Raw genomic sequence first — 26,854 nt, forward strand, 5'->3', positions numbered from 1 at the left:
GTACATAGAAGCGTCTTGCAGTTTCGGTTGCCGAGATGAGTGGAACGCCCGCTATGCCGCGACAGCAAGTGCAAGATCGCGGAAAAGTGGGGGCGGGGCGTCAGCCGGTGCGGACGTTCGCAGTCAGCAGGGCGGCCAGTGCTGGTGCGGCCAGGGCGACCGCCCGGGCGCTGCCCGGGTCGACCGCCAGCCCCCAGGACGGGTCCGGCCAGTCCTCGAACAGGTCCGCGCAGGGCAGCGCGACGAACGGCACCCCGTCCCCCGTGAACGCCGCGAGCGCCTCGGGCGAGGTGAAGACCGGCAGTAGCGGCGTGCCGGTCGCGTCGCCGACCACCGTCCACGGGAAGCTGGCATCGGGCGCCGGTTCCCCGGCCAGCGGGACGCACACTGTCGCGCCGGCCAGCGTTCCGAGGTAGCCGGGCAGGTCACGCCGGTCGACGGCCGCGGCGAGCACCGCCGCCACCGTCGGCTCGGTCGGTGCCGTCCCGGCCGCAGTCGGCTCGACCTGGGTCACCTCGACCGGTGCAGACTCGTTTGGTGCCGGCCGGGTCGCGACCGATCGCGTCGTCGGGCCCGGGCCCGCAGCCGATCGTGCCTCCGGGCCACGGCGCGCGGCCGGCGGCACGGGCCGGCAGGAGAGCGCACCCGGCCGGTGGGTGAGTACCTCGGCGGCGGTGCGGGTCACGAACACGCTGAGGCGCTCCACCTGCTCCGGAGTGCGCGGCGCCTCGTACCACCAACCCCCGCCGTCGGTCGGGCGGTGCCAGCCGAGCACGGCCAGGCGTGCCTCGTCGTGACCCGGGCAGACCACCCGCACCGCCTGGCGGCGCACCAGCAGCCACATCCCGCGCGGACCGGCGGAGAGCTCCAGGTCGGTGTCCCGGTCGCAGCGGTCGATCGTGTCGCGCAGACGTGCGGCGATCTCCGGCCAGGTCGGCGACGTCACGCCGGTGAGCCCGGGAGCCGGTCGTCGAGCCGCCCGAGCCGGGCGACGGTCTCCTCGAGACGGCCGAGCGCCGAGAAGTCGCCGGGCTTGCCGAACAGGTCGGTGAGGCCCGCGCCGAGCGCGACCTCCAACCCCTCGGTGTGCTCGTCGACGTGCTCGGTGGCTGCCACACGGGCCCGCCGGTACGCGTCGAGCACCAGCTCGGCCACCCCCTCGGTGCCGGCGCGCAGGGCGGCGGGCGTGATGGTGAGGCCGGTCAGCGCGCCGGTGGCGTCGACGGTCGCCGAGACCAGCCCGCTCTCGTCGGTCGCGGTGCCGGACAGGTCGGCCAGGTCGTCGCCCAGGCCCGCGAATCGGCGTTCGATGTCGGCGATCCGCCCGGCGAGCGCGTCGAACGCGGACGTCGGGTCAGTCATGAGAATCCTCCCCCGTGGATGGTGCCACCGGGACCGGGTGGTGCCCGGCGGCCGGGGAATCGTATCGTCGGTGCGCTCGACTCATGGGGGAGGAACGGTATGCCACCGGACATTGAAGTCGACGTGCAGGCGGTCCGTCGACTGGAGACAGCCGCCAAGCAGGTCGCCAGCTCGCTCGCCGCGTTGGAGGGGCAGATCCTCTCGGCCGGTGACGTGCCGTCGGACGCCTTCGGCCACCTGCCGTTCGCCAGCGACCTGCTGCGCGAGAAGTACGCCGAGCAGGTCACCGGCGGTAAGGAGTTGTTCGGCTCGGCGAATGCCGCGTTCGGTCGGGTGGCCGGCGCGTTGGCCGACACGGTCGAGGCGTACGAGCGCAACGAGCAGGACCTCGACGACGGGTTCAAGGCCATCCAGTCGGGGCTGCCCGGATGAGCGGGCCGGCCGGCAGCGCCGTCCAACTGTGGAACGGTCTCGACAGCGCGCTCTCCGGGGTGCAGGACGCGGTCGACAGCGTCTGCCGAACCCTGGCCTGGCCGCTGATCCAACTCGTCGACATGGTCGACGGTGAGCCCGCCGTCCTGCGCGCGAAGGCCGCCGAGTGGGACGCGTTGGCCACGCAGGTGCGCGAGCTGGCAGACGGGCACCGCGGCGCACGCGAGGCCGCGCAGCCCGGGTGGCGCTCACCCGCAGGCGAGGCGTACGGCCAGCGGCTGGCCGAGGTCGAGCAGCAGATGCTCGACGTCGCCGAGCAGTTCGCCGCGACCGCCGAGTACCTGCGCGGCGTCGCCGACGGCCTGCAGACCGTGCACGACGTGCTCGTCGACCTCTGCGTCGAATTCGTGAACTTCCTGTTGGTCACGTTGGTGACGGCGTTGCTGATGGCGCCGGTCACCATGGGTGCGTCCTGGGCGGCCGGCATGGGCGTCGCCGTCACCAGGGGCATGATCGTGCTCACCCGGATGCTGAAGGTCATCCGGCCGCTGGCAACGCACCTGCAGAAGGTCATCCGTCTGCTCCAGCGGGTCATGCTGTACCTGCGGAAGCTGCGTACGCACCTGGACAAGCTGGTCGACATGCAGAAGGGGCTGCGCGCCGGCAAGAAGTACGCCGACAAGCGCCGCGCCGCCGGCAAGCTCGACAAGTGGCACCACAAGTTCCTCGACCCCTCGAAGGGCACCTACAAGCTGGGCAAGTCGGGTTCGCCGTTCGACATGGGCACCTTGGACCGGGCCGCCGCGCTGCGGGCGCATGGCGTCGTCGACGGCGCCCGGGTAGTCGCCCGGGACTGGGCGACCAACCTGCCGTGGAACGTGCCGAACTCGGTCGTCCACGGCGTCACCTGGGGCACGGTCGCCCTCACCAGCGGCCTCTCCGTACCCGGCAGTGACCAGATCAGCGACCAGGTCGACCAAGCGGTGCAGGGCGGCGCCGACTGGATCGACCAGAATGTCTTCGGGCAACCGCCGGCCGGCCAGCCGGCGGGCCGCTAGGGGAGGAACGCGTGATGGCAGAGGAGCGAGGCCGGTTCGGTCGGTTCACCGACGCGGTGCTCGGTGGTGCGCGGGCCGCCCGGGACAAGGCCCGTGAGCTGCGCGACGAGTTCCGCACCAGCGACGAGCCCGAACGTGCCCTCGTCGCGCCGCTGCTGCCCGGGCAGGAGCTCCGCTACGTGGGGCTCGGCCCGGTCCGCGCCCCGGAGACGCACAAGGCCGGCCAGCAGCTCGCCGACGTGATGGCCAACGAGTTCGTCGACTCACTCGACCCGAAGGTCTTGTTCGGGCTGCTCAACATCGTCAACCCGGTGGTCTGGGTGGAGGCGGTGCTGACGCCCGTCCGGTTGGCGGCGGGTGTGCTGCTGCTGCCGGGCAAGGCCGCCGCCGTCGCGGTGGGTCTGCCCGCGGCGGCCGAGCCGGAGGCGGACCCGCCCCACCAGCGGGTGCAGCGGGAGCCGATTCCGCTCACCGAGGAGCAGGAGGCGTTCCGGGCGTTGTTCCGGCTCAGCCTGTACCGCCCGCTGGCCGACCAGCTCGCCGAGATCGCCTACAAGCGCCGGTTCGTCTTCAGCGGTGACCTCGCCACCCTCGCCGGTAGCCTGCTGCTGTTCCTGGAGCGTTACACGGGCACCCCGTTGGCGGTGACCGACACCCACCTGCACCTGCTGCGGATGGGGCCCCGCCCCGACGCCGACCGGCCCGACCGGCGTCAACCGCGGGTGCTGTGGAGCGTCGAGCGCGGCCGGGTGGCCCGGATCGACTCGGAGGGCGGTGTGGCCGGTCTGATGCGTTTCCCGTCCACCATCTTCTTCGACGACGGCTCGTGGATCCGGATCGTCAACCCCGCGACCCGCGACGACCAGTCCCGGTTCCTGACCGCGATCCGCGAGCTTCCCGGGAACCGCCCGGCGCCGTGACCCGGCCGGCGGGTCAGCCGTCGCGTTCGGGGTAGCCCACCGGCACCCCCGAGACGTCGTCCAGTGCGGTGGTGATCTCCTCGGGCAGTGTGATCCGTTCCACTTGGAGCGCGCCGAGCAACTGCCCCACCGTCCGCGCGCCGAGGATCGGCGCGGTCACGCCCGGCCGGTCCCGGATCCAGGCCAACGCCACCTCCAGCGGCGACACCCCCAGGCCGCCGGCCGCGGTCGCCACCGCCTCCACGATGCTGGAACACCGTGGCTCCAGGTACGTCGAGACGAACCGCTCGAAGTGCGGCGACGCGGCGCGGGAATCCGTCGGACGGCCGTGCCGGTACTTGCCGGTGAGCACCCCCCGGCCCAGCGGTGACCAGGGCAGCAGGCCGAGGCCGAGCGCGTCGCACGCGGGCAGCACCTCCCGCTCCACGCCCCGCTCCAGCAGCGAATACTCCACCTGGGTGGCGACCACCGGCGCCCGCCCCGGCCAGGCGGCCTGCCAGGCGGCGGCCCGTGCGGTCTGCCAGCCGGAGAAGTTCGACACGCCGACGTAGCGGACCTTGCCGCTGGCCACGGCGTGGTCCAGTGCCGCCAGGGTCTCCTCCAGTGGGGTGTCCGGGTCGTACCCGTGCACCTGGAACAGGTCGACGTGGTCGGTGCCGAGCCGGCGCAGCGACGCGTCCAACGTCCGCAGCAGGTGCCCGCGGGAGCCGTCGCGGCGCCGGCCGCTGCCCGGGCGCAACCCCGCTTTCGTGGCGATCAGCAGCTCGTCGCGGGGCACGAGGGTGCCCAGCAGCGAGCCGATCACCGACTCGGCGTCGCCGTCGCCGTACACATCGGCGGTGTCGATCAGGTTGCCGCCCGCGTCCAGGTAACTCTTCAGTTGGGCGGCCGCATCGTCGGCGTCGGTGTCCCGGCCCCAGGTCATGGTGCCGAGCGCGAGCCGGGAAACCGCCAGCCCGCTTCGGCCGAGCGGTCGCTGTTGCATGGGTGAACCTTATTTCGAACCTGCCGCCACGGATATCCTCGCTCCCGGCAACTCTGCCGGTTCTGCCGGTTTCGCCGACGACGGGCACCGCGACGGGTGGGGAACAAACGTGTCGAGCCGGTGATCGAGTCCGTTTTCGTCATTGCGTAACCTGGTGCGACCTGTGCCACGGATGGGGGAGGACCAGTGCGACTCGGGCTCAGTCTTGGATATCAGACCGCGTGGAGCACACCGGCCGATCACCTGGCCCTGGCGCAGGAGGCGGACCGGCTCGGCTACTCGGTGGTGTGGGCGGCGGAGGCCTACGGCTCCGACTCGCCCAGCATGCTCGCCTGGATGGCCGGCCAGACCGAACGGATCGACGTCGGCGCCGCGGTGATGCAGATCCCCGCCCGGACGCCGGCTACCACCGCGATGACCGCCGCCACCATCGACGCCCTCTCCGGCGGCCGCTTCCGGCTCGGCCTGGGAGTCTCCGGCCCGCAGGTCTCCGAGGGTTGGCACGGCGTGCGCTTCGCCAAGCCGCTCGCCCGGACCCGCGAGTTCGTCGACATCGTCAAGCTGGCCATCGCCCGCAAGGAGGTGGCGTACGACGGCGAGCACTACACGCTGCCGCTGCCCGACGGCCCCGGCAAGGCGCTGCGACTGGGCTTCCACCCACCACGCGAGCACATACCCATCTACCTGGCCGCGGTCGGCCCGAAGAACCTGGAACTGGCCGGCGAGATCGCCGACGGCTGGCTGGCCGTGTTCTACGCCCCGGAGTTCGCCGAGGAGCAGCTCGCCTCGGTCCGCGCCGGGCGGGCCAAGGTCGGCAAGGAGCTGGCCGGGTTCGACGTGGTGCCGTCGGTGCCCGTGGTGATCGGCGACGACGTGGCCTCCTGCGCCGAACTCGTCCGCTGGTACGCCGCGCTGTACGTGGGCGGCATGGGCAGCCGGGAGCAGAACTTCTACAACCAGCTCGCCACCCGGATGGGTTACGGCGACGCCGCCCGCGAGGTGCAGGACCTGTACCTGGCCAAGCGGCAGCGCGACGCGGCCGCCGCCGTACCCACGGAGTTCATCGACCGCACCTCGCTGCTCGGCCCGAAGGAGCGCGTCGCCGAGCGGATGCGGGAGTACGCCGCCGCCGGCGTCACCACCCTGTCGGTGGCCCTGTTCGTGGCCGACCGGGACAGCGGTGTGCAGACTCTGCGTACCGTCGCCGAGGCACTCGACCTATCCGGAGTTGGCGAGTGACCTGGGTCGAGGCCATCGTCCTGGGCATCGTCCAGGGACTGACCGAGTTTCTTCCGGTCAGCTCGTCGGGGCATCTGCGGATCACCTCGGCGATCTTCTTCGACCGTGACGCCGGCGCGTCGTTCACCGCGGTCACCCAGCTCGGCACCGAAGCGGCCGTGCTCATCTACTTCGCGAAGGACATCTGGCGGATCACCCGTACCTGGCTGGTCGGCATCAGGGACAAGTCGGTCCGTTCCAGCCTCGACTACCGGATGGGCTGGTACGTGATCGTCGGCTCGATCCCGATCGGGCTGTTCGGATTCGTGTTCAAGGATCAGATCAAGACCGCCGGGCGCAACCTCTGGGTGGTGGCGACCACGCTGATCGTGTTCGCCTTCGTGCTGGCGTTCGCCGAGTACTGGGGGCGGCAGACCCGCACCCTGGAGAACTTCCGGATGAAGGACGGCATCGTCATGGGGTTCGCCCAGGCGATGGCGCTGGTCCCCGGGGTGTCCCGCTCCGGTGGCACGCTCACCGCCGGCCTGCTGCTCAACCTCACCCGGGAAGCGGCGGCGCGCTATTCGTTCCTGCTGGCCATCCCGGCGGTGGTCATGTCCGGCGTGTTCAGCCTCGGTGACGTCTTCGAGCCGTCCGCGCCGGGCACGTCGGTGCCCACCGTGGCCCAGACGATCGTGGCCACCGCCATCGCCTTCGGCATCGGGTACGCGGCCATCGCCTGGCTGCTGCGGTACGTCGCCCACCACACCCTGTACGTCTTCGTGCTGTACCGGGTCGCCCTGGGCACTCTGGTCCTGGCGCTGCTGCTGACCGGCACGATCAACGCCACCTGACCGGCCGACCCGTCGACGGCCCCCGTCCCGCCTCCTGGCGGGCCGGGGGCCGCCGTCGTTCCCGCGCCCGCTTGATCGACTCCGGATCGCCGATGTGGGGGCGGTCCGGAGCCCGTCACGGCCAGCGTCGGGGAGCAGGCCATAGGGTGGTCGGTGTGGCGACCCTTCTGCTTCTGCGACACGGCCGGACCACGGCGAACGCCGATGGCGGCCTGGCCGGTCGGCAACCGGTCGAGCTGGACGACACCGGGCGGGCCCAGGCGACCGCGGTGGGCGAGCGGCTGCGGGGGGTGCCACTGGCCGCCGTGGTGACGAGCCCGCTGATCCGCTGCCGACAGACCCTGGAACTGGCGCTGCCGGAGGCCGACCCGATCGTCGAGGACGGGCTGATCGAGTGCGACTACGGCAGCTGGGAGGGCCAGCAGCTGAAGAAGCTCGCGAAGGAGCCGCTCTGGCCGGTGGTCCAGCAGCGTCCCAGCGCCGCGGTCTTCCCGGACGGGGAGGCGATGGCGGCGATGGCCGCGCGGGCGGTCGAGGCGGTTCGCTCGTGGGACGCCCGGGTGAGCGCCGAGCACGGGCCCGAGGCGGTGTGGCTGGCCTGCAGCCACGGCGATGTGATCAAGGCCATCGTGGCGGACGCGCTCGGCGTACACCTGGATCTTTTTCAGCGGATCGTGGCCGACCCGGCGTCGGTGACCGCGATCCGGTTCACGCCGCTGCGGCCGTTCCTGGTCCGGCTCAACGACACCGGCGGTGACCTGCACGCCCTGGTGCCGCCGCCGCGAAAGCGGCGTCGGCGGGCGCCCCGCGCGGCTGATTCGGACGCCACGGTCGGCGGCGGGGCCGGTGCGGCCTCGTGACGGCGATCCCGGCCGCCCGCCGGGTCGGCGCGACACCCCCACCTGATCATCGGCCGAGGCCCGCGGCGGCCGGCGGGTGGGCCGCCACGCCCGGTTATACCTGCTGGTACGCCGGGCGCGCCGCCCCTGGGGCGATTCGGGTCGGTGGGGTGCGCGGTGCCATGGCGGGCCGGATAGGGTCGTGGGTATGACCCACCAGGTGCACGCCTTCGAACCGCCGGAGCGGTTCGTCGCCGGGACTGTCGGGCCGCCGGGGGAGCGCGCGTTCTTCCTGCAGGCCCGCGGCGGCGGCAGGCTGGTCAGCGTCGCGCTGGAGAAGGTCCAGGTGTCCCTGCTGGCCGAAAAGCTGGAGGAACTGCTCACCGAGGCGCAGCGGCGCTTCGGGGTGGACCTGCCCGAGCTGGCGCCGGTGATCGGCGACAACGAGCCGCTGGACACGCCGGTCGACGAGGAGTTCCGGGTCGGGACCCTCGGGCTGGCCTTCGACGTGGACACCGCCACCGTCGTGATCGAAGCGATCGCCGCGGGTGAGGTGGAGCCCGAGGTCGAGCTGGACGACGACGAGGACGAAGACGACGACGAGGACGAAGAGCCCGACGAGGACCTGGACCGCCTCCGGGTCCGGCTCACCCCGCAGGCGACCCGCCAGTTCATCGAGCGGGCCCGGCGAGTGGTCAACGCGGGTCGGCCTCCGTGCCCGCTCTGCGGCCAACCGTTGGACCCCGCCGGGCACCTCTGCCCGCGGCACAACGGTTATCACCGGTGACCTCGTCGGGCCTCCAGCCTCGCCAGGACGGCGACGCCGCGCTGCGGTTGCTGCGTGACGGCGAGCTCGACCTGGAGGGTCGGCTGGTCGACGCGTCGAACACCACGCTGCGCGGCATCCTGACCCTGGACGGGATCACCGCCCGCTGCGTCTACAAACCGGTCCGTGGCGAGCGTCCGCTCTGGGATTTCCCGGACGGCACCCTCGCCGGCCGGGAGGTCTCGGCGTACCTGGTGTCGCGGGCCACCGGTTGGGGCCTGGTGCCGCCCACCGTGCTGCGCGACGGCCCGTTCGGTCCCGGCTCCTGCCAGCTCTGGATCGACGAGCCGGAGGACGCCGAGCCGCTCGTCGGTTTCCTGCCGGCCGGTGAGCTGCCGCCCCGCTGGATCCCGATCGCCGCGGCCAGAGACGACGACGGCACCGCGTACGCGCTGGCACACTCCGACGACCCACGGCTGGCCCGACTCGCGGTGCTCGACGCGGTGATCAACAACGCGGACCGTAAGGGCGGTCACGTGCTCATCGGGGCCGACGACCGGATCTACGGGGTGGACCACGGGGTGAGCTTCCACGTGGAGGACAAGCTGCGTACGGTGCTCTGGGGTTGGGCCGGCAAGCAGTTGCCCGCGGACGCCGTGGAGATGCTCGACGGGCTCGCCGGGCAGGTCGCCGGGGCGCTCGGCGCGGAGCTGGCCGACCACCTGACGATCAGCGAGATGACCGAGTTGGCCGCCCGGATCGACCGGCTACGGGAGACCGGCCGCTTCCCGCAGCCCCCGGAGGAGTGGCCCGCGGTGCCCTGGCCGCCCATGTGACCCGCTGTCATCTTGATCACCCGTGGGGCGCTCCGACGTCGTCCTCCGGCTGGCTAGGCTGATCCCATGGAGTCTTGGGCGGGACACGAGGTGCCACGGCTGCCGGGCCGGGGCGAGCCACTGGCGTTGTACGACTCGGCGCGGCAGGGTGTCCACCCGAGCGAGCCGGCCGACGCGGGGAGCATGTACGTCTGCGGCATCACCCCGTACGACGCCACGCACCTTGGTCACGCCGCCACCATGATCACGTTCGACCTGGTACAGCGGATGTGGCGTGACGCCGGCCGCCCGGTGCGCTACGTGCAGAACGTCACCGACATCGACGACCCGCTGCTGGAGCGGGCCGCCCGCGACGGCGAGGACTGGGTGGTCCTGGCGATGCGCGAGACGGCGCTGTTCCGGGAGGACATGGAGGCGCTGCGGATCATCCCGCCGGCGCACTACGTGGGAGCGGTCGAGTCGATCCCGGACATCGCCGACAAGGTCGAGGTGCTGCTCAAGGACGGCGCCGCGTACCGCCTCGACGACGGCACCGGCGACGTCTACTTCGACATCTCCGCCACGGGCCGGTTCGGCTACGAGTCGAACCTGACCCGCGAACAGATGCTGGAGATCTTTCCGGAGCGCGGCGGAGACCCCGACCGGGCCGGCAAGCGTGACCCACTGGACCCGCTGCTGTGGCGCGGCGCCCGCGAGGGCGAGCCGTCCTGGCCGGGCGGCGAGTTGGGTGCCGGCCGCCCGGGCTGGCACATCGAGTGCGCCGTGATCGCGCTGAACCTGCTCGGTGACCAGATCGACGTGCAGGGTGGCGGCAACGACCTGCTGTTCCCGCACCACGAGGCATCCGCCGCGCACGCCGAGCGGCTCACCGGTCAGGCGCCGTTCGCCGCGCACTACGTGCACGCCGGGATGATCGGCCTGAACGGCGAGAAGATGTCCAAGTCCCGCGGCAACCTGGTCTTCGTGTCCCGGCTGCGCGCCGACAAGGTCGACCCGATGGCGATCCGGCTGGCGCTGATCTCCGGGCACTACCGCAGCGACCGCACGTGGACCGACGCGCTGCTCGCCACCGCGCAGGAGCGCCTGGCCCGCTGGCGGCGGGCCGCCGCCGCGCCCGCCGGGCCGTCCGGGGCCGAGCTGCTGGCCGGCGTACGCGAGCGACTGGCCGACGACCTGGACACTCCGGGCGCCCTGGCCGCAGCCGACCGTTGGGCCGACGCGACCCTGTCGGGTACTGCCGTTGAGGCTGGCGCCCCGGCGCTCTTCGCCCAGACGGTGGACGCCCTCCTAGGCATCAAGCTCTAACCAGCCCTCCAGCCCTCCAGCCCTCCAGCCCTCCAGCCCTCCAGCCCTCCAGCCCTCCAGCCCTCCAGCCCTCCAGCCCGGGGGGATCATGGACTTGTGGTGCCCGGCACAGGATGCCATGCACCTTTTGCGAGGCACCACAACTCCATGATCGACGGGGCGCCGGCCTCCGGGCGGACGGCCGCGTGCCGTGCCGGGCTGTGATCGAGTCGGTTTTCCGGAGATCGTGGTGTCCGGACGCGTGCGACGCACCGATTGTCAGGAAACCGAGCCGATCAAACGGCTCAGCCCAGGACCGGGCCAGGACCGGGCCGGGGGCGGGCTTGGACGGCCGGGCTACGGAATGAACGCCACCTCGGGGAAGGACCGGCTCGGGCCGCTCAGAAGGTGGCCGCCCCGGTGCCGCAGGTGCCGGTCGAAGAACGCCAGCGGGTACGCCTGCCCGATGCGGACCGCGCGGGCGGGGTCGAGGGTGCCGACCAAGCCGGCGAGTTCCTTCCCGCTCATCCCGATGACCCGTGCCAGTTGCGGAATCAGCCACTGGTTGTCGCCGTACGACGAGTGGACCGCTTCGGCGGCCTGGATGTTGAGCCGCCATCCGCGTAGGTGCGTGAAGAACTCGGCGACGGCGGGCTCCGCGGCCCGGGTGAACGCCGCTGTCATCAGCATGAACGGCCGGTACAGGTCGGTGGCGGGCAGCGGCTGCGACACCATCGGGCCGTCCAGGCTCAGCCCCGCGCGGATCCGCCGGTCGGTGCCCATGGTCAGAGCCGTCGCGGTGCCGCCCTTCGACCAGCCGAACATGCCGATCCGGCTCAGGTCGAGGGCGGCGCCCAGCCCCGCCGGCAGCGGCGCGTGGTCGACGTCGGGGTTGCCCCCGGTGGCGAGGTCGGTGATCTGGTCGAGGACGAATCGGACGTCGCGGGTGTAGGTCCACGGGGTGGAGTCGAAGTCTTCCTCCTGGACGGTGACCCGGCCGTCGGGGAACTCGCCGACCCCGTCGTACGTGTGGTCCACCGTGACGACCACGTACCCGTGGCTGACGAGTTCCTGCACCACGATCGTGGTGTCCGAGCGGTGGCTGCCCGAACCGTGCGAGTACAGCACCACCGGCAACCGCCGGCCCGAATGCCGTACGGGGGCACCCTCGTGCCCGGCCGTCAGGGGCGCCAGCGCGGCGTCGGGTGCGAACCCGGCGGAGGCCAGCAGCATGCGCATCGACGCCGGGGTCATCCAGGGGGCAAGCGGGTACCGGCGCACGTCCCGGGCGGGATACCAGACGCTGACCATCAGCTCCCGGTACCGGCCCGGGCCGGCCAGCGGATCCGGCTGCGAACGGTCGACCAGGTGCAGCGGCACCGTGCCCACGCGGTACGGCCCGGTCGGCCGGGGGAGAGTGAGCCGAGCCGGGCCCGAATCGGCGGTGGCCGCCGTGGCGCGACCGGCGATGCCCATCGGTACGCCGACCCCTACCGCCAGCGCGGCGCCGACAAGGCCACGGCGCGTCATCCCTTGTGCACCAACAGGTTTCAAGACTGGCATTGGTCCTCCCCTGGGTTGCTCGACGCCGAAAACGGAGCGCTCCGGCCATCGATATAACCGCAGTGTATACACTGAGGGTGTAGTTGCAAGGGCGTCAGCTCTTCGATGATGAAGACATCAGCGCGACGAGGGTGGAGACACCGGGCCTGCCCGTGCCGAGGCGGGACGGACCCCCGTGCGGCACCAGATGCGGTCCGCGCACGTCGGCTGGCCGTCGGTCACTGGTCGGCGGTCGGCGCTGTCTCCGCTTGTTCGACCTGATGGATGAGTTGCTTGAGGTGGGCGATCTCGTCGCGCAGCGCTGCCCTCCCGGCAGCGGTGAGAGTCACCCAGGTGCGTGGGCGCTTGCCCTCGTAGCCCTTCTCGATCTGGATCAGCTCGGCCTTCTCCAGGACGGTCAGGTGCTGCCCGAGGTTGCCTGAGGTCAGCTGCAGGGTGGTGCGCAGGAAGCCGAACTCGACCTGGCGGGCCTGGTGCGCGATGGCCAGGATGCCCAGTCGGACGCGCTGGTGGACCACGTCGTCGAGGCCGTTGGTGGGATGGTTGATCATCGCCCGGGAACCTCGGTGGTCGGCCGGATCAGGGCGAAGGCGGCACTGCCGAGCAGCAGCAGCGCCGCCGGGACGAGCAGGTACGGCAGGAAGAACCACGGCGAGGTCGAGTGGATGACCTGGCCGCCCTGCACCATCACGATCGCCAGGTAGACGAGGCTGTACGCCAGCAGCGCCCAGTTGCGCTCGACTCGCGCGAGCACCAGCAGCGCCAGCGCGATGACCGCTATGGGACTGGCCAGCCCGTTGACGAGCCACGCCGCCGGCCCGACCTCGATCTCGACCGGGTCGGTGGAGAAGGGGTCGGCGGGGACGGGGATGAGCGGGTGGAACGTCAGCCAGATCGACACGGCTGCCATCAGAACGGCCAACGCGACGCCGACGACGACGTAGGGGCGGATCGGGGTGCCCACGCCACGCCGTCGGGACTGCCTGACGTAGAAGCCTGCGATCGCCGCGTAGGCGAGCACCAGCGCGACAGTCCAGTACCCGAGCTGCGTGGGGTTGGGAGCCATGCAGACCGTGTGCTGCGGGCGGGATCGGCAGGTGTCGAACAGGTCGAGGTAGGGGGCGTACCGGTAGACGGGTATCGCGACCAGGGTGATCACCGCGAAGACCAGCAGTGGAAACCAGGTGCCGCGCTGGGCGACACGCACCTGATGGGTCAGGTCGCGCACGACCGCCAACAGCTCGTGAGGCCCGTCCGCCTGGGGAGCGGATTCGTGTGTCATGCAGTTAGCTTTGCATTACAGACCTCTCCGCGCAAGAGAGCCTGACCGCATCTCACGGGCCGTGTTAACTGTGACCGCGCCGCCTACCGCGAACGCGAACGCGAACGCGGGTTCGACAGGCGGGCTGGCCACCGACTACCGAGTCGCCCCCAACCGCGTCGTGGCGCTGGACCGGCTACGCGCCATGCCCGGCGGACATGATCGGCGAGCCGGAACCTAGCCCAGGACCAGGCCGGGGTCGGGATCGGCCTCGGGGGTGGGGGCAGGAATCTTGTACTCCTCGGTGAGGGTGGTCATCGGGCCGGGCCAGGTCGCCTGGGACACCTCGATCGGCTTGCGGTGGGCGTCGTACGCGACGTGCAGCAGGTGCAGCACCGGGGTGTCCGGCCGGATCTGGAGCGTCTCGGCCTCTTCGCGGCTGGGCTGGCGGGCGCTGATCGTGTCGGTGGCCGAGACGTACCGCCGCCCGGTGACCTCCTCGGCCTCCTGGTAGAGGGGCCGACCGAACGCCTCGGTGCGCTCCAGTGAGGTGCCCGCGGTGTCGGTGGGCAGGAACCAGGAGGCGCCCACCTCGACGGGGGAGTCGTCGGCGCGTACGAGGTGTCGGCGGCAGAGCAGGTCGGTGCCGTCGGGCACCCCGAACGCGTCGGCCACCTCGGCGGGGGCGGGGGCGCGACCGACGGAGACGAGTTGCTGCCGGTATCGGGCGGCGAGATCGGTGTGGTAGCCGCGGAAGCCACCGTACCGGCCCCGGGACAGGCGGTTGAGTCGGCGGCGGGTGCCTCGGACGTACGTACCGGAGCCGGGTTTGGTGATCAGGATGCCCTCGACCCGCAGCTGGTCGACGGCGCGTTGCACGGTCTGCTTGGCGACGCCGAACATTTCGGCGATGGCCGGAATGGACGGCAGCCGTTCGCCGGGTCCCCAGTCGCCGCGGCGGACCTGGGCCTTGAGCTGCGCGGCGATCTGTCGGTGCGGGAACTCCGCGGCCCCGGGATTGATCTGCACACTCGCCTCCTTGATCACATCTAGGTTCCTAGGATGCCTTAGAGGGTGTGACGGCGCCACCCCTGACACGCGAAAACCGGACTGCGAACACGAAAACGGGCCCCGGACAGATCCGGGGCCCGCAACGAAACTGGGGGAGGGGAGTTACCAGGAACCGGCAGTGGGGCCGGCCGAACCGCCCCGCCGACGCAGGTACTTCTCGAACTCCTGAGCGATCTCGTCACCGGTCAACGGGGTGATCCCCTCGTCGCCGACCCGCTCCTCCAACTCGCGGACGTACTCGCCGAGCTCGGCATCCTGCTCGGCGGCGCTGCGCACCCGCTGCTCCCACTCGGCGGACTCCTCGGCCAGGTCGGCCATCGGCACCGGCAGGTCGACGACCTCCTCGACCCGGTGCAGCAGGGCGAGAGTGGCCTTGGGGCAGGGCGGGTTGTTGGCGTAGTGCGGCACGTGCACCCAGAACGAGACGGCATCCACGTCGGCACGGGAGCAGGCGTCGTGCAGCACGCCGACGATGCCGGTCGGCCCGTCGTACCGGGTCGGGGTGAGCTGGTAGCGCTCGGCGGCCTGCGCGTCGGAGGCGCTGCCGCTGATCGGCAGCGGCCGCGTGTACGGAACGTCGGCCAGCAACGCGCCGAGCAACACCACCCGTTCCACCTCGAGGCTGTGGCAGATCTCCAGCACCTGCTCGCAGAACGTCCGCCAGCGCATGCTCGGCTCGATGCCACGGATCAGCACCACGTCGCGCTCGGTGCCCTCCGGGCTGGCCACCATGAAGCGGGTCGTCGGCCACTCCACCCGACGGGTCTCCCCGTCGGCCATCGTGATGGTCGGCCGACTGACCTGGAAGTCGTAGAAGTCTTCCGGGTCCAACTCGGCGATCTGCCGGGCGTTCCAGACCTGCTCGAGGTGCTCGACCGCGGCGGTGGACGCGTCGGCGGCGTCATTCCAGCCCTCGAACGCGGCGATGGCCACCGGGGACCGCAGCACCGGCAGTCCGTCGAACTCGGTCACGCCGTCACCTCACCCTGCTCGTCGCGGCCGGCGCCGGGATGGCGCCCGGTCGTCATACCGTGGGGCACGGCAGCGTCCCTGTTGTCCTTCACGTCCGTCAGCCTACGTGCCGGGCGAAGGTACGGCCTGTCGGCCGCGCCGGTCGACCCCGCCGAGGCCCGGTCATACCCGAACGAACCAGACAGCGTGATCCCGCTGACACAATATGGGATCGGGTGCCGACGGACGTTGAGTGCGGCATGTGCCGCACTAACCTGAACGGGTGCGGACTTCGTTGATGGATGTGCTGGCCGACCGGATTCTCATCGCTGACGGCGCGATGGGCACGATGCTGCAGGCCGCGGACCTCACGCTCGACGACTTCGACGGCCTCGAAGGGTGCAACGAGATCCTCAACGTCACCCGGCCCGACGTGGTGCGGGGTGTGCACGACGCCTACCTGGCCGCCGGCGCGGACTGCGTGGAGACCAACACGTTCGGCGCCAACCTCGCCAACCTCGCCGAGTACGACATCCCGCAGCGCATCCGCGAACTGTCCGAGGCGGGTGCCCGCATCGCCCGGGAGGCCGCCGACGCGGCCAGCACCCCGCAGCGGCCCCGGTTCGTGCTCGGCTCGATCGGGCCGGGCACCAAGCTGCCGACCCTGGGGCACGCCGACTACGCGACCCTGCGCGACGCGTACCAGGAGAACGCCGCCGGCCTGATCGCCGGTGGCGCGGACGCGCTGATCATCGAGACGTGCCAGGACCTGCTCCAGGTCAAGGCGGCCGTGGTCGGGTCGAAGCGGGCGATGGCCGAGCTGGGCCAGTCGGTGCCGATCATCTGCCATGTCGCCGTGGAGACCACCGGCACGATGCTGGTGGGTAGCGAGATCGGTGCGGCCCTCGCCGCGATCGAGCCGCTCGGGGTGGACCTGATCGGGCTGAACTGCTCGACCGGCCCGGCCGAGATGAGCGAACACCTGCGGTACCTGTCGCAGCACTCCCGCATTCCGCTGTCGGTGATGCCGAACGCCGGCCTGCCGGTGCTGACCGCCGACGGCGCGTACTTCCCGCTGACTCCCGTGGAGCTGGCCGAGGCTCTGGAGCGGTTCATCACCGAGTACGGCGTGGGGCTGATCGGCGGCTGCTGCGGCACCACGCCGGAGCACATCCGGGTGCTGTCCGAGCGGTTGCACGGCGTCACCGCCCCGGCCCGCGAGCCGCGGCACGAGGCGGGCGTCTCCTCGGTGTACCACCCGGTGCCGTTCGCGCAGGACGCGTCGGTGCTGATGGTGGGGGAGCGGACCAACGCCAACGGCTCGAAGGCGTTCCGGGAGGCGATGCTCGCCGGTGACTGGCGGGCCTGCGTGGAGATCGCCCGCAGCCAGGCGCGCGACGGCTCGCACCTGCTCGACCTGTGCGTGGACTACGTCGGCCGCGACGGCACCCAGGACATGCGCGAGCTGGCCGGCCGCTTCGCGACCGCGTCGACGCTGCCGATCATGTTGGACTCCACCGAGCCAGCCGTCGTCGAGGCCGGGCTGGAGATGCTCGGCGGCCGGTGCGTGGTCAACTCGGTGAACTTCGAGGACGGCGACGGCCCCGACTCCCGCTACGCGCGGGTGATGCCGATCGTCCGTGAGCACGGCGCCGCGGTCGTCGCGCTGCTCATCGACGAGGAGGGGCAGGCACGTACCCAGGAGTGGAAGGTCCGGGTCGCGGCGCGGCTGATCGACGACCTGACCGGCCGGTGGGGCGTGGACCGCTCCGACATCCTGATCGACGCGTTGACGTTCCCGATCGCCACCGGGCAGGAGGAGACCCGCCGCGACGGCATCGAGACGATCGAGGCGATCCGGGAGATCGCCCAGCGCTACCCGGGCGTCAACTTCACCCTGGGCATCTCGAACATCTCGTTCGGGCTCAACCCGGCGGCCCGGCAGGTGCTCAACTCCGTGTTCCTGCACGAGTGTGTGCAGGCCGGTCTGACGTCGGCGATCGTGCACGCCAGCAAGATCCTGCCGATGTCGAAGATCCCGGACGAGCAGCGCGAGGTCGCGCTGGACCTGGTCTACGACCGGCGGCGCGAGGGGTACGACCCGGTGCAGCGCTTCCTGGAGCTCTTCGAGGGCGTCGACGTCACCAGCGCACGGGCCAGCCGCGCGCAGGAGTTGGCCGCCTTGCCGCTCGACGAGCGGCTCAAGCGGCGGATCGTCGACGGTGAGCGCAACGGCCTGGAGGCCGACCTGGACGAGGCGATGGCCGGTGGCCGGGCCCCACTGTCGATCATCAACGACATCCTGCTGGACGGCATGAAGGTCGTCGGCGAGCTGTTCGGCTCCGGCCAGATGCAGCTGCCGTTCGTGCTCCAGTCCGCCGAGGTGATGAAGACCGCGGTGGCCTACCTGGAGCCGCACATGGAGACCGCCGAGGACGGCGGGAAGGGCCGCATCGTGCTCGCCACCGTGCGCGGCGACGTGCACGACATCGGTAAGAACCTGGTCGACATCATCCTGTCCAACAACGGCTACGAGGTGGTGAACATCGGCATCAAGCAGCCGATCAGCGCCATCCTGGACGCCGCCGAGCAGCACCGCGCCGACGCGATCGGCATGTCCGGGCTGCTGGTCAAGAGCACGGTCATCATGAAGGAAAACCTGGCCGAGATGGCCACGCGCGGGGTCGCGGAGCGTTGGCCCGTCCTGCTGGGTGGGGCGGCGCTGACCCGCGCGTACGTCGAGGACGACCTGCGGTCGATGTTCCCCGGGCAGGTGCACTACGCGCGGGACGCGTTCGAGGGGCTGTCCCTGATGGACAAGGTGATGACCGCCAAGCGCGGTGGCGCCCCGGTGATCGACCCGGAGCGCGAAGCGGCTCTCGCGGCGCGGCGGGCCCGCCGGGAACGGCAGCGCTCGGTGGTCACCGAGTCGCTGCCGGAGCTGCACGACTCCTCGGTCCGCTCCGACGTGGCCGCGGACGTCGCGGTGCCCACCCCACCGTTCTTCGGCACGCGGGTGGTCAAGGGCGTTCCGATGGCCGACTACGCGGCGCTGCTGGACGAGCGGGCCACGTTCCTCGGGCAGTGGGGGCTGCGGGGCGCCCGGGGCGGCAGCGGACCGTCCTACGAGGAGCTGGTCGAGACCGAGGGGCGTCCGCGCCTGCGCTACTGGCTGGATCGGCTGATCGCCGACCAGGTCCTTGAGGCAGCCGTGGTGTACGGCTACTTCCCCGCGTACTCCGAAGGCAATGACCTGGTGGTGCTCGACGAGAACGGGCACGCGGAGCGCGCCCGGTTCTCCTTCCCCCGGCAGCGGCAGGAGCGGCGGCTCTGCCTGGCGGACTTCTTCAAGCCCAAGGGCGACCAGCTCGATGTGGTCGCGTTGCAACTGGTCACCGTCGGGCAACCGGTCAGCGAGTACGCGGCGAAGCTGTTCGCCCGCAACGAGTACCGCGACTACCTGGAGGTGCACGGGCTCTCCGTGCAGCTCACCGAGGCCCTCGCCGAGTACTGGCACCGGCGCATCCGTTCGGAGATGACGCTGCCCGACGGCCGCCCGCTCGGCCACGACGACCCGACGGACCTGGCCGGGATCCTGCGCAACGACTACCGGGGCTGCCGGTACGCGTTCGGCTACCCGGCCTGCCCGGACCTGGAGGACCGGGCGAAGATCGTGGACCTGCTCGGTGCGGACCGGATCGGGGTTGAGCTGTCCGAGGAGTTCCAGCTGATGCCGGAACAGGCCACCGACGCGATCGTGGTGCACCACCCGGAGGCCAGCTACTTCAACGCCAAGTAGCGCCGTGGCGTAGGGAACCATTCGCCCAGTCGGTAATCGGACGCAAGATCCAGCCGGCTGTGGGACATACGGCTCCCCGCTTCAGGCCTAGCGTCACCCCAGGAGCGATCAAAGGGGTGGGGATGCCGGATCCGGACGTCACGCCACCGGCCGTCACCCTTCCCAAGGGCGGCGGTGCGGCGCGGGGGATCGGTGAGAAGTTTGCCGCCGACCCGGCGACCGGGGCCGGTTCGATGACCGTTCCGATCGCGTCCAGCCCTGGTCGCAACGGGTTTGGCCCGCAGTTGGCGCTGACCTACGACTCGGGCGCCGGAGACGGCCCTTTCGGTCTCGGCTGGGGTCTGGGGCTGCCCATGATCACTCGCAAGACCGACACGGGCCTTCCCAGGTACGACGAGTCTGACGTCTACCTGCTCTCCGGTGCCGAGGACCTCACACCGGTGCTGGTCAACGTTGGCGAGCATTCGTGGGAGCCCGAGCGGTTGCCGAACCGGACCGTCGGCGCAGCGACGTATGCGGTGCGGCGATATCGCCCACGGGTGGAGGGACTGTTTGCCCGAATCGAACAGTGGACCGACGTGGACGATCCCGCTGACGTCTTCTGGCGGTCGATCTCGCGGGACGACGTGACCACGTGGTATGGCCGGACTGCGGAGTCGCGTATCGCCGACCCCGCTGACCCACGTCGGATCTTCAGCTGGTTGATCAGCGAGACGCACGACGACAAGGGTGACCTGATCACGTATGCGTACCGGCCGGAGAACGACGAGCGGGTCGACACCAGGCTGGCCTCCGAACACCACCGATCGCACGGCGCGAACCGATACCTGAAGCGGGTCCGCTACGGCAACCATCGGCCGTACCTGCCCGTACTTGATCCGGGGGCCGTCTGGCCGGCCTTGCCCGGCGACGACGAGTGGTTCTTCGAGATGGTCTTCGACTACGGCGACGAGGACGGGGTCTGGCCGGTACGTCCGGACCCGTTCTCGGTGTACCGCCCTGGTTTCGAGGTTCGCACCTATCGACTGTGTCAGCGGGTGCTGATGGTGCACCACTTTCCCGACGTGCCTGACGTTGGCGCTGGTTGCCTGGTCCGCTCGACCGAGTTCGACTACTCGCACGACCTGTTCAGCACACTCGCCTCGGTAACTCAACACGGCTATCAGCGCCGCTCCGACGGCTATCAAGAGCGGTCGCTGCCGCCGCTGGAGTTCGGCTACACCAAGGCGGAGGTCCAGGGACGGTGGCGTGAGCTGGCCGGCGACAGCCTGGACAACCTGCCAATCGGGCTCGACGGCGCGCAGTACCGCTGGGTCGACCTGGACGGTGACGGGCTGCCGGGCGTGCTGACCGAGCAGGGCGGGACCTGGTACTACAAGCGCAACCGCAGCGAGGCGGGGCTGGGGCCGCTGGAGGTTGTCGCGTCCCGCCCGGTGCTGACGTTGGCCGACGGTGCGCAGTTCCTCGACCTGGCCGGGGACGGCCGGCCAGACGTCGTGCAGTTCACCGGGCCGGTTCCGGGTTTTCAGGAGCGTGACGGCGACGGCTGGGCGGCCTTCACCGCTTTTCGGTCGCTGCCCGTTGTGGACTTCGACGATCCGGAGCTGCGGTTCGTCGACCTCGACGGTGACGGGCACGTCGATCTGCTTGTCGCAGAGCCGGATGCGATGAGCTGGCACCAGGCCTTGGGCGAGGATGGTTTCGGGCCGCGCCAACGGATCCCGGCCGTGCGGGACGTGGATCGCGGGCCGGACCTGGCCCTCGCCGACATGAGCGGCGACGGGCTGAGTGATCTGGTCCGGATCGGCAACGGAGAAATCTGCTACTGGCCGAACCTGGGCTACGGCCGCTTCGGACCGAAAATAACCATGGACAACGCGCCGCGGTTCGATCGGCAGGACCGTTTCGATCCACGTCGGGTGCTTCTCGCCGACGTCGACGGCTCAGGCCGGACCGACATCATCTACCTGCACCCCGACGGCATCCGGGTCCATCTCAACCGCGCCGGCAACGGCTGGGGCGCAGCGGTGCGGCTGCCGGCCGGTCCGCCGGTCGGCTCACCGGCCGGGGTGCGGGTGCTCGACCTGTTCGGCAACGGCACCGCCTGCCTGGTGTGGTCGTCTTCCCTGCCGGCCGACGCCGGCCGACCGGTGCGGTACCTCGATCTGATGGGAGGCCAGAAACCACATCTGCTGGTCAAGGTGCGCAACAATCTTGGTGCCGAGACCGAGATCGAGTACGCCCCGTCGACCCGGTACTACCTGCGGGACCGGGCGGCCGGCACACCCTGGGTGACGCGCGTGGCATTCCCGGTGCACGTCGTCGCCCGGGCGACGGTCCGCGACCGCTGGCTCGGGACGAGCTTCACCAGCACCTACAGCTACCACCACGGCTATTTCGACGGGCCGGAGCGCGAGTTCCGCGGGTTCGGGCGGGTCGAGCAGGTCGACGTCGAGGACCATGGCACGTTCGCCGCGGCGAACCCGGCCAGTCCGTACGTCACCGCCGACAACCGCCTCTACCAGCCCCCGGTCAAGACCGTCACCTGGTATCACACCGGTGCGCCAGCGGGAGAACGTGCTCTGCACCAGCTGACCCGCGAATACCACCGGTTCCCGGGACCGTTCACCGAACGGGTGCTGCCCGAGCCGGACCTGGAAGCCCTGGGTGGCACCACCGAAGAGCGCCGCGAAGCGCTGCGGGCCTGCAAGGGCGTGGTGCTGCGCCAAGAGGTGTACGAGCTGGATGCCGCCGCCCTGGAGCGAGGCCGATCCGAGCCGGTTCGGCTCTTCTCGGTGACCTCGCACTCCTGCCTGATCCAGTTGGTGCAGCCGCGGGGCGCCAACAAGCACGCGGTCTTCCACGTCACCGACGCCGAGGAGGTGACCTACCACCATGAACTGGACCTGCGGGATCCGGCGAGCCGACCGGACCCGCGGATCAGCCACCGACTCAACCTGGAGGTCGACGACCTCGGCAATGTCCGGCAGACAGTGACAGTCGGTTATCCGCGGCGGCTGCCAGCCCCGATCGCGCCCGACCCGCTCCTGCCCGACGGGGCGGCGGCCCTCGTCGTGGCCGTTCAGGACGAGATGCACGTGAACTACGCCCGGATGGGCTACACCGCTGACGTGGTTGCCGAGCCGGACGCCTACCGGCTGCGGTTGCCCTGTGAGACGCGGTCGTACCAGGTCACCGGTCTGCGGCCAGCGGGCGACTACTTCACCCCGGACGAGGTGCTGCTCGCCGTGACCGGTGCCGCGGTGATCCCCTCGCACCTGCTGCCCGACCGGACGACGGCACAGAAGCGGCTGGTCGGGCACACCCGATCGGTGTTCTTCAACGAGACGCTGGACGCGCCGCTGCCGCTGGGTGAGCTGACCGCTCGCGCGCTGCCGTACGAGACCTATTCGTTGGCCCTGACCGCCGACCTGCTGACCGCGGTGTTCGCCGACCGGCTCACCGCCGAGGTCACCGCGGTGCTCGACGACGAGGCCACCAGCGGTTACCGCCACGACCCGGAATCGGGCCACTGGCGCTGCTCAGGCACGGCAGGTTTTCAGGCCACCGCGGCCCAGCACTTCCTGCTGCCGGAGCGCTACACCGACCCGTTCGGCAACGTCACCCTGCTGGAGCACGACCCGCATGACCTGTACCTGCGGGCGAGCACGGACGCGCTGGGCAACCGCACGGAGGTCACCGGCTTCGACTTCCGGGTGCTGGCGCCACACGAGATCGAGGACGTGAACGGCAACCGTTCGCAGGTTCGCTTCGACGTGCTCGGCCGTCCGGCGGCGGTGGCGATGAGCGGCAGAGCGGGCGAGGGAGAACGGCTCGGGCCGGCCGGCGACGATCCCGCGACGGCGGACCTGGCCGCGTTCTTCCTGACCGACGACTACGACCCGGCGCGGGCCGTGGGGTTCCTCGGCGAGGCGACCATCCGCTATCTCCACCACCTCGGCGAGACGGTCCGGGACGGCGTGGTCAGCTGGGGTGAGCATCCACCGTGCGCGGCCGTGATCATGCGGGAACAGCACGCCGATCTGCCCGGCGGTCCGGTGCAGACAGCGTTCGAGTATTCCAGCGGCACCGGAGCGACAGTGGTCCGCAAGGTCCAGGCCGAGCCGGCCACGGCAGGCGGGCCGCTGCGGTGGGCGGGGACCGGTCGAACGGTCCTCAACAACAAGGGCAAGCCGGTCAAACAGTACGAGCCGTACTTCAGCCCCGCCGTGGTCGGCCACCGCTTCGAGGACCCGCCGGAGACTGGTGTCACGCCGGTGTTCTTCTACGACGCGGTCGGCCGACTGGTCCGCACCGATCAGCCCGACGGCGCCTGGAGTCGCGCCGAGTTCTCGCCGTGGCAGGTCGCCGCGTACGACCCGAACGACACAGTGCTCGAACCGGGCAACGCCTGGTATTCCCGGATGAGTACGTCGGCGGCCGGGTCCGAGCGACGGGCCGCGCTGCTGGCCGCCGGGCACGCCGACACCCCGCCACTCACCATTTTGGACAGTCTCGGCCGGACCGTGCTGACCGTGGACCACAACCGCACCGCCGCAGGCGACGTCAGGCATGTCACGTTCACCAGGTTGGCGGCCGACGGGCAGCCGCTGTGGGTGCAGGACGCCCGCGGCAACCGGGTCATGCAGTACGTGACACCCCCGCCGGCCGCCGGCCCGTACCGTCTCGACGACCCGGAGAACCTCATTCCGACTGGCGGCACTCCCGGCTACGACCTCGCCGGGGGATCGCTGTTCCAACACGGGATGGACGGCGGCGGACGGTGGCTGCTGCCGGACGCCGCGGGCAAGCCGCTGTTCGCCTGGAACAGTCGTGGTTTTCGGTCGCGCTCGACGTACGACGCGGTGCACCGACCCGTCGGCGTCTTCGTCCGGGCGACCGGTGGCACGACCCTCACCGGCACCGGGCGCGACCCGGACCAGCCACCCGGGCCGGAGGTGCTGGTCGAGTGGCGGGTGTACGGCGAGGCGCATCCCGACCCGACTGCGAACCTGCGCGGTCGTCCGTACCAGGTCTTCGACGGCGCTGGCACGACCGTCAACGAGGCGTACGACTTCAAGGGCAACCTGCTCACCGGCGGACGCCGCTTCGCCGCCGATCACCGAGGCGTGCCGGACTGGTCGGTCCTCATCGGCCTGGTCGACCCCGGTCAGGTGACCGCCGCCGCCGAGCCGCTGCTGGAGCCGGGACCGACCCGCACCACCCGGGTCAGGTACGACGCGCTGAACCGCCCGGTCGAGGTGACCACCCCCGACGGCAGCGTCCGCCGGACGACCTTCAATGTGGCGGGGCTGCTCGACCGGGTCGACGCGGAACTGTCCGGCGTGCTCACGTCGTTCGTGACGAACGTCGACTACGACGCGCGTGGCCGACGGCAACGGATCGACTACGGCAACGGCACCACCACCACCTACGAGTACGACACGCGTACGTCGCGGCTGTCCCGGATGCGAACGACCCGTCCGGGTGGTCCGGACGCCACCGCGTCGGTGCTCTTCGTCAGCCCGGCCGTGGTGCAGGATCTGCGCTACACGTACGACGCCGTCGGCAACATCACCCGCATCGAGGACGCCGCGCTCGGCACGACGGTCCAGGCCGGCAACTCGTGCGACTACGCCTACGACGCGCTGTACCGCCTGATCGCCGCGAGCGGCCGCGAACACCGGGGGCAGACCGACTTCGCGGCCGATGCCCCCGGCCTGCGTGATCACCCGTTCGTCGGCCACCGGGTCCACCCGAACGATCTGCAGGGCCTACGTGGCTACGTGGAGCGCTACACCTACGATGCGGTGGGCAACATCGAACGGGTGGCGCACCATGACGGCGGTGACGTCGACCAGGCCGGCCCGGTGCGGTGGCAGCGCCGCCACCGGTACGCGGCGGACAGCAACCGGCTTCTCGCCACCAACCGCCCCGGCGATCCCGACGGCACCTACTCGGCGGCGTACCCGCACGACGCCCACGGCAACATCACCGGCATGGCGCATCTGCCGCTGATGCGGTGGGACTACCGGGACCGGCTGTGCGCGGTGGCGCAGCAGGTGGTCAACGACGGGCTACCGGAGACCACGTACTACGTCTACGACTCGGCCGGCCAGCGGGTCCGCAAGGTGACCGACACCTCCGGGGGCGACCGCAAGAACGAACGGTCCTACCTGGGCGACTACGAGATCTACCGGGAGTACGGCGCGACCGGTGCCGTGACGCACGAGCGCGAGACGCTGCAGGTGAGTGACGACAAGCGGCGCATCGCTCTGGTCGAGACCGCCACCAGGCCGGCCGCCGCACCACGGCTGCGCTTCCAGTTCGGCAACCACCTTGGCTCGGCGAGCGTCGAGCTGGACGAGGCCGGCAACCTGATCGACTACGAGGAGTACCACCCGTACGGCACGACGGCGTTCCAGATCGGCCGCTCCGGTGCGGAGGTCAGCCTCAAGCGTTACCGCTACACCACGAAGGAACGTGACGACGAGAGCGGCTTCGGGTATCACGGTGCGCGTTACTACGCGCCCTGGCTGGGCCGGTGGATCAGTGCGGACCCGGCGGGTCTGATCGACGGCCCCAACCTCTACCAGTACGTCTCGGGCAGCCCGGTCGGCGACACCGACCTGACCGGTACCGAGGGCGACAGCAACGCGCACACCAGCACCTACGCCCCCTCCCGACCACGACTGACCAGCACCGACGACGCCCTCAACCACCTGGCCTCGCTCGCCCCGGACTGCAAGGTGAGCAACGTCGACCAGGACAATACGATGCCGGTGTCGCTGATCATCCGCGGCGACAAGATGGTGATGGTGGCGAACGGCAAGGAGGTGGCCAGCCAGCGGGCACCCACCGATCAACCGGATCCGGAGCCCTCCGGGTCGTCGGACTGGCCGGACAGCGTCCCGACCGAGGGCGGTCACAGTGGTTACTTCGCCGCCGGCGCCACCTACGGCTGGCTACAGCACCAGGCCGGGATCAGCGGCATGCTCCCGATGCCGTGGGACATCACCGGTGCCCATCATGACCCGATGGATGAGGCCGCCTTCGCCCAGGGTGCGGCCTGGGCGCTGATGCTCGCGTCCACCCTCGACCTGGCGGTCGCCTTCACAGCGGCCAGGGCAATCGGCGTGGTTGAGACGAACCCATGGCAGTACGGCCAGATCGGCAAGGGTCCGCAGCTGTCGCTGGCCGGGGACATCGCGATGGATCGGGTCCACGTGCTAGAGGCGCGCGCCGCGGCAAGTACCGCGGCCGCGACCTTGCTGATGAAGAAGTACGGCGGCGGTTCCGCACCGACCGGGCCGGACAAGAGCGACTATCGCGGCCGCTACAACCAGGAGCGCATCCAGCAGGGCAAGAAGCCGCTGCCAGCGGAGTACGACGCGCACCACCGTATTCCGCAGCACTACCGCGATCATGCCGAGTTCAAGAAGGCCGACTTCGACTTCGACGCGCCGTCGAACATCCGGGGAGTCAAGGGCTGGCGTGCTGTCGAGGCGGGCAAGGCCCGAGCCAACTATCACGGCGAGATCAGCGAGTGGTGGCGGCAGTTCCAGCTGGCGTTCCCGTCGGCCACCCGTGACCAGATCAAGCGGTTCGCGATTGAAATCGACCGGGGTTACGCGCGCTACTACTTCCGATGACGG

The 26,854-nt window shown here is 70.8% G+C and carries 19 protein-coding genes; 11 read left to right on the forward strand and 8 right to left on the reverse strand.

Annotated elements, in window-relative coordinates; genetic code table 11:
- Positions 1–100: 100 nt before the first annotated feature.
- Positions 101–946 (reverse strand): SseB family protein, encoded by an 846-nt coding sequence (locus C7C45_RS28715; RefSeq protein WP_110567278.1) that lies wholly within the window; start codon positions 944–946, stop codon positions 101–103.
- Positions 943–1,362, reverse strand: coding sequence for a YbaB/EbfC family nucleoid-associated protein (locus C7C45_RS28720; RefSeq protein WP_110567280.1), 420 nt, complete (start codon positions 1,360–1,362; stop codon positions 943–945). The genes C7C45_RS28715 and C7C45_RS28720 overlap by 4 nt, the downstream gene beginning before the upstream one ends.
- A 99-nt stretch (positions 1,363–1,461) precedes the next feature.
- Between C7C45_RS28720 and C7C45_RS28725 the strand changes: the two genes are divergently transcribed.
- Genes C7C45_RS28725 through C7C45_RS28735 form a run of 3 tightly spaced genes read left to right on the forward strand, consistent with a single transcriptional unit; the run spans position 1,462 to position 3,772 of the window.
- Positions 1,462–1,794, forward strand: coding sequence for a hypothetical protein (locus tag C7C45_RS28725; RefSeq protein ID WP_110567282.1), 333 nt, complete (start codon positions 1,462–1,464; stop codon positions 1,792–1,794).
- Complete coding sequence (locus C7C45_RS28730) at positions 1,791–2,852, forward strand: WXG100 family type VII secretion target (RefSeq protein WP_110567284.1); 1,062 nt, start codon at positions 1,791–1,793, stop codon at positions 2,850–2,852. The genes C7C45_RS28725 and C7C45_RS28730 overlap by 4 nt, the downstream gene beginning before the upstream one ends.
- Before the next feature lie 14 nt (positions 2,853–2,866).
- Positions 2,867–3,772, forward strand: a complete 906-nt coding sequence (locus C7C45_RS28735; protein WP_110567288.1) for a hypothetical protein — start codon at positions 2,867–2,869, stop codon at positions 3,770–3,772.
- A 13-nt stretch (positions 3,773–3,785) separates the two neighbouring features.
- Here the strand turns inward: C7C45_RS28735 and C7C45_RS28740 are convergent, their stop codons facing one another.
- Positions 3,786–4,757, reverse strand: coding sequence for an aldo/keto reductase (locus C7C45_RS28740; protein ID WP_110567290.1), 972 nt, complete (start codon positions 4,755–4,757; stop codon positions 3,786–3,788).
- A gap of 186 nt (positions 4,758–4,943) precedes the next feature.
- Here C7C45_RS28740 and C7C45_RS28745 point away from each other — a divergent pair, with 186 nt between their 5' ends.
- From C7C45_RS28745 to mshC, 6 genes are all read left to right on the forward strand, one after another.
- Positions 4,944–5,996, forward strand: coding sequence for an LLM class F420-dependent oxidoreductase (locus C7C45_RS28745; RefSeq protein WP_110567292.1), 1,053 nt, complete (start codon positions 4,944–4,946; stop codon positions 5,994–5,996).
- The gene (locus tag C7C45_RS28750) at positions 5,993–6,829 is read left to right on the forward strand and encodes an undecaprenyl-diphosphate phosphatase (RefSeq protein WP_110567294.1); all 837 of its coding nucleotides are present in this window, start codon (positions 5,993–5,995) and stop codon (positions 6,827–6,829) included. Before C7C45_RS28745 ends, C7C45_RS28750 begins: the two co-directional genes overlap by 4 nt.
- Positions 6,830–6,975: 146 nt before the next feature.
- On the forward strand, positions 6,976–7,689 hold the full coding sequence (locus C7C45_RS28755) for an MSMEG_4193 family putative phosphomutase (protein ID WP_110567296.1): 714 nt from the start codon (positions 6,976–6,978) through the stop codon (positions 7,687–7,689).
- A gap of 187 nt (positions 7,690–7,876) precedes the next feature.
- Positions 7,877–8,455, forward strand: a complete 579-nt coding sequence (locus C7C45_RS28760) for a DUF3090 domain-containing protein (protein ID WP_110567298.1) — start codon at positions 7,877–7,879, stop codon at positions 8,453–8,455.
- A complete protein-coding gene (locus tag C7C45_RS28765) occupies positions 8,452–9,270 on the forward strand; it encodes an SCO1664 family protein (protein WP_110567299.1) in 819 nt (272 codons plus the stop codon). Before C7C45_RS28760 ends, C7C45_RS28765 begins: the two co-directional genes overlap by 4 nt.
- Before the next feature lie 66 nt (positions 9,271–9,336).
- Positions 9,337–10,575: a cysteine--1-D-myo-inosityl 2-amino-2-deoxy-alpha-D-glucopyranoside ligase gene (gene mshC / locus C7C45_RS28770; protein WP_110567301.1), complete on the forward strand. Its 1,239-nt coding sequence runs from the start codon at positions 9,337–9,339 to the stop codon at positions 10,573–10,575.
- Between the two features lie 336 nt (positions 10,576–10,911).
- Here the strand turns inward: mshC and C7C45_RS28775 are convergent, their stop codons facing one another.
- From C7C45_RS28775 to C7C45_RS28795, 5 genes are all read right to left on the reverse strand, one after another.
- Positions 10,912–12,084 (reverse strand): alpha/beta hydrolase family protein, encoded by a 1,173-nt coding sequence (locus tag C7C45_RS28775; RefSeq protein WP_244200619.1) that lies wholly within the window; start codon positions 12,082–12,084, stop codon positions 10,912–10,914.
- A gap of 251 nt (positions 12,085–12,335) precedes the next feature.
- The gene (locus tag C7C45_RS28780; RefSeq protein WP_110567306.1) at positions 12,336–12,668 is read right to left on the reverse strand and encodes a winged helix-turn-helix domain-containing protein; all 333 of its coding nucleotides are present in this window, start codon (positions 12,666–12,668) and stop codon (positions 12,336–12,338) included.
- Complete coding sequence (locus C7C45_RS28785; RefSeq protein ID WP_146247434.1) at positions 12,665–13,399, reverse strand: hypothetical protein; 735 nt, start codon at positions 13,397–13,399, stop codon at positions 12,665–12,667. The genes C7C45_RS28780 and C7C45_RS28785 overlap by 4 nt, the downstream gene beginning before the upstream one ends.
- Positions 13,400–13,615: 216 nt before the next feature.
- Positions 13,616–14,407, reverse strand: coding sequence for a GntR family transcriptional regulator (locus C7C45_RS28790; protein ID WP_110567436.1), 792 nt, complete (start codon positions 14,405–14,407; stop codon positions 13,616–13,618).
- 144 nt (positions 14,408–14,551) lie between these two features.
- Positions 14,552–15,421 (reverse strand): PAC2 family protein, encoded by an 870-nt coding sequence (locus C7C45_RS28795; RefSeq protein ID WP_110567310.1) that lies wholly within the window; start codon positions 15,419–15,421, stop codon positions 14,552–14,554.
- 277 nt (positions 15,422–15,698) lie between these two features.
- On the opposite strand from C7C45_RS28795, the gene metH reads away from it, so the two are divergent.
- Both metH and C7C45_RS28805 read left to right on the forward strand, forming a co-directional pair.
- A complete protein-coding gene (gene metH / locus C7C45_RS28800) occupies positions 15,699–19,199 on the forward strand; it encodes a methionine synthase (RefSeq protein ID WP_425271182.1) in 3,501 nt (1,166 codons plus the stop codon).
- A 122-nt stretch (positions 19,200–19,321) separates the two neighbouring features.
- A complete protein-coding gene (locus tag C7C45_RS28805; protein WP_110567314.1) occupies positions 19,322–26,851 on the forward strand; it encodes a SpvB/TcaC N-terminal domain-containing protein in 7,530 nt (2,509 codons plus the stop codon).
- Positions 26,852–26,854 lie beyond the last annotated feature (3 nt).

The sequence above is a fragment of the Micromonospora arborensis genome (assembly GCF_003205615.1).
Lineage (GTDB): Bacteria > Actinomycetota > Actinomycetes > Mycobacteriales > Micromonosporaceae > Micromonospora > Micromonospora arborensis.

Excerpts from the sequence above, each read along its gene's own strand:
- C7C45_RS28805 (WP_110567314.1), top strand. The coding sequence starts at position 19,322 with ATGCCGGATCCGGACGTCACGCCACCGGCCGTCACCCTTCCCAAGGGC.
- C7C45_RS28775 (WP_244200619.1), bottom strand. The coding sequence starts at position 12,084 with ATGACGCGCCGTGGCCTTGTCGGCGCCGCGCTGGCGGTAGGGGTCGGC.
- C7C45_RS28780 (WP_110567306.1), bottom strand. The coding sequence starts at position 12,668 with ATGATCAACCATCCCACCAACGGCCTCGACGACGTGGTCCACCAGCGC.
- mshC (WP_110567301.1), top strand. The coding sequence starts at position 9,337 with ATGGAGTCTTGGGCGGGACACGAGGTGCCACGGCTGCCGGGCCGGGGC.
- C7C45_RS28740 (WP_110567290.1), bottom strand. The coding sequence starts at position 4,757 with ATGCAACAGCGACCGCTCGGCCGAAGCGGGCTGGCGGTTTCCCGGCTC.
- C7C45_RS28720 (WP_110567280.1), bottom strand. The coding sequence starts at position 1,362 with ATGACTGACCCGACGTCCGCGTTCGACGCGCTCGCCGGGCGGATCGCC.
- C7C45_RS28760 (WP_110567298.1), top strand. The coding sequence starts at position 7,877 with ATGACCCACCAGGTGCACGCCTTCGAACCGCCGGAGCGGTTCGTCGCC.
- metH (WP_425271182.1), top strand. The coding sequence starts at position 15,699 with ATGGATGTGCTGGCCGACCGGATTCTCATCGCTGACGGCGCGATGGGC.
- C7C45_RS28725 (WP_110567282.1), top strand. The coding sequence starts at position 1,462 with ATGCCACCGGACATTGAAGTCGACGTGCAGGCGGTCCGTCGACTGGAG.
- C7C45_RS28735 (WP_110567288.1), top strand. The coding sequence starts at position 2,867 with ATGGCAGAGGAGCGAGGCCGGTTCGGTCGGTTCACCGACGCGGTGCTC.
- C7C45_RS28785 (WP_146247434.1), bottom strand. The coding sequence starts at position 13,399 with ATGACACACGAATCCGCTCCCCAGGCGGACGGGCCTCACGAGCTGTTG.
- C7C45_RS28730 (WP_110567284.1), top strand. The coding sequence starts at position 1,791 with ATGAGCGGGCCGGCCGGCAGCGCCGTCCAACTGTGGAACGGTCTCGAC.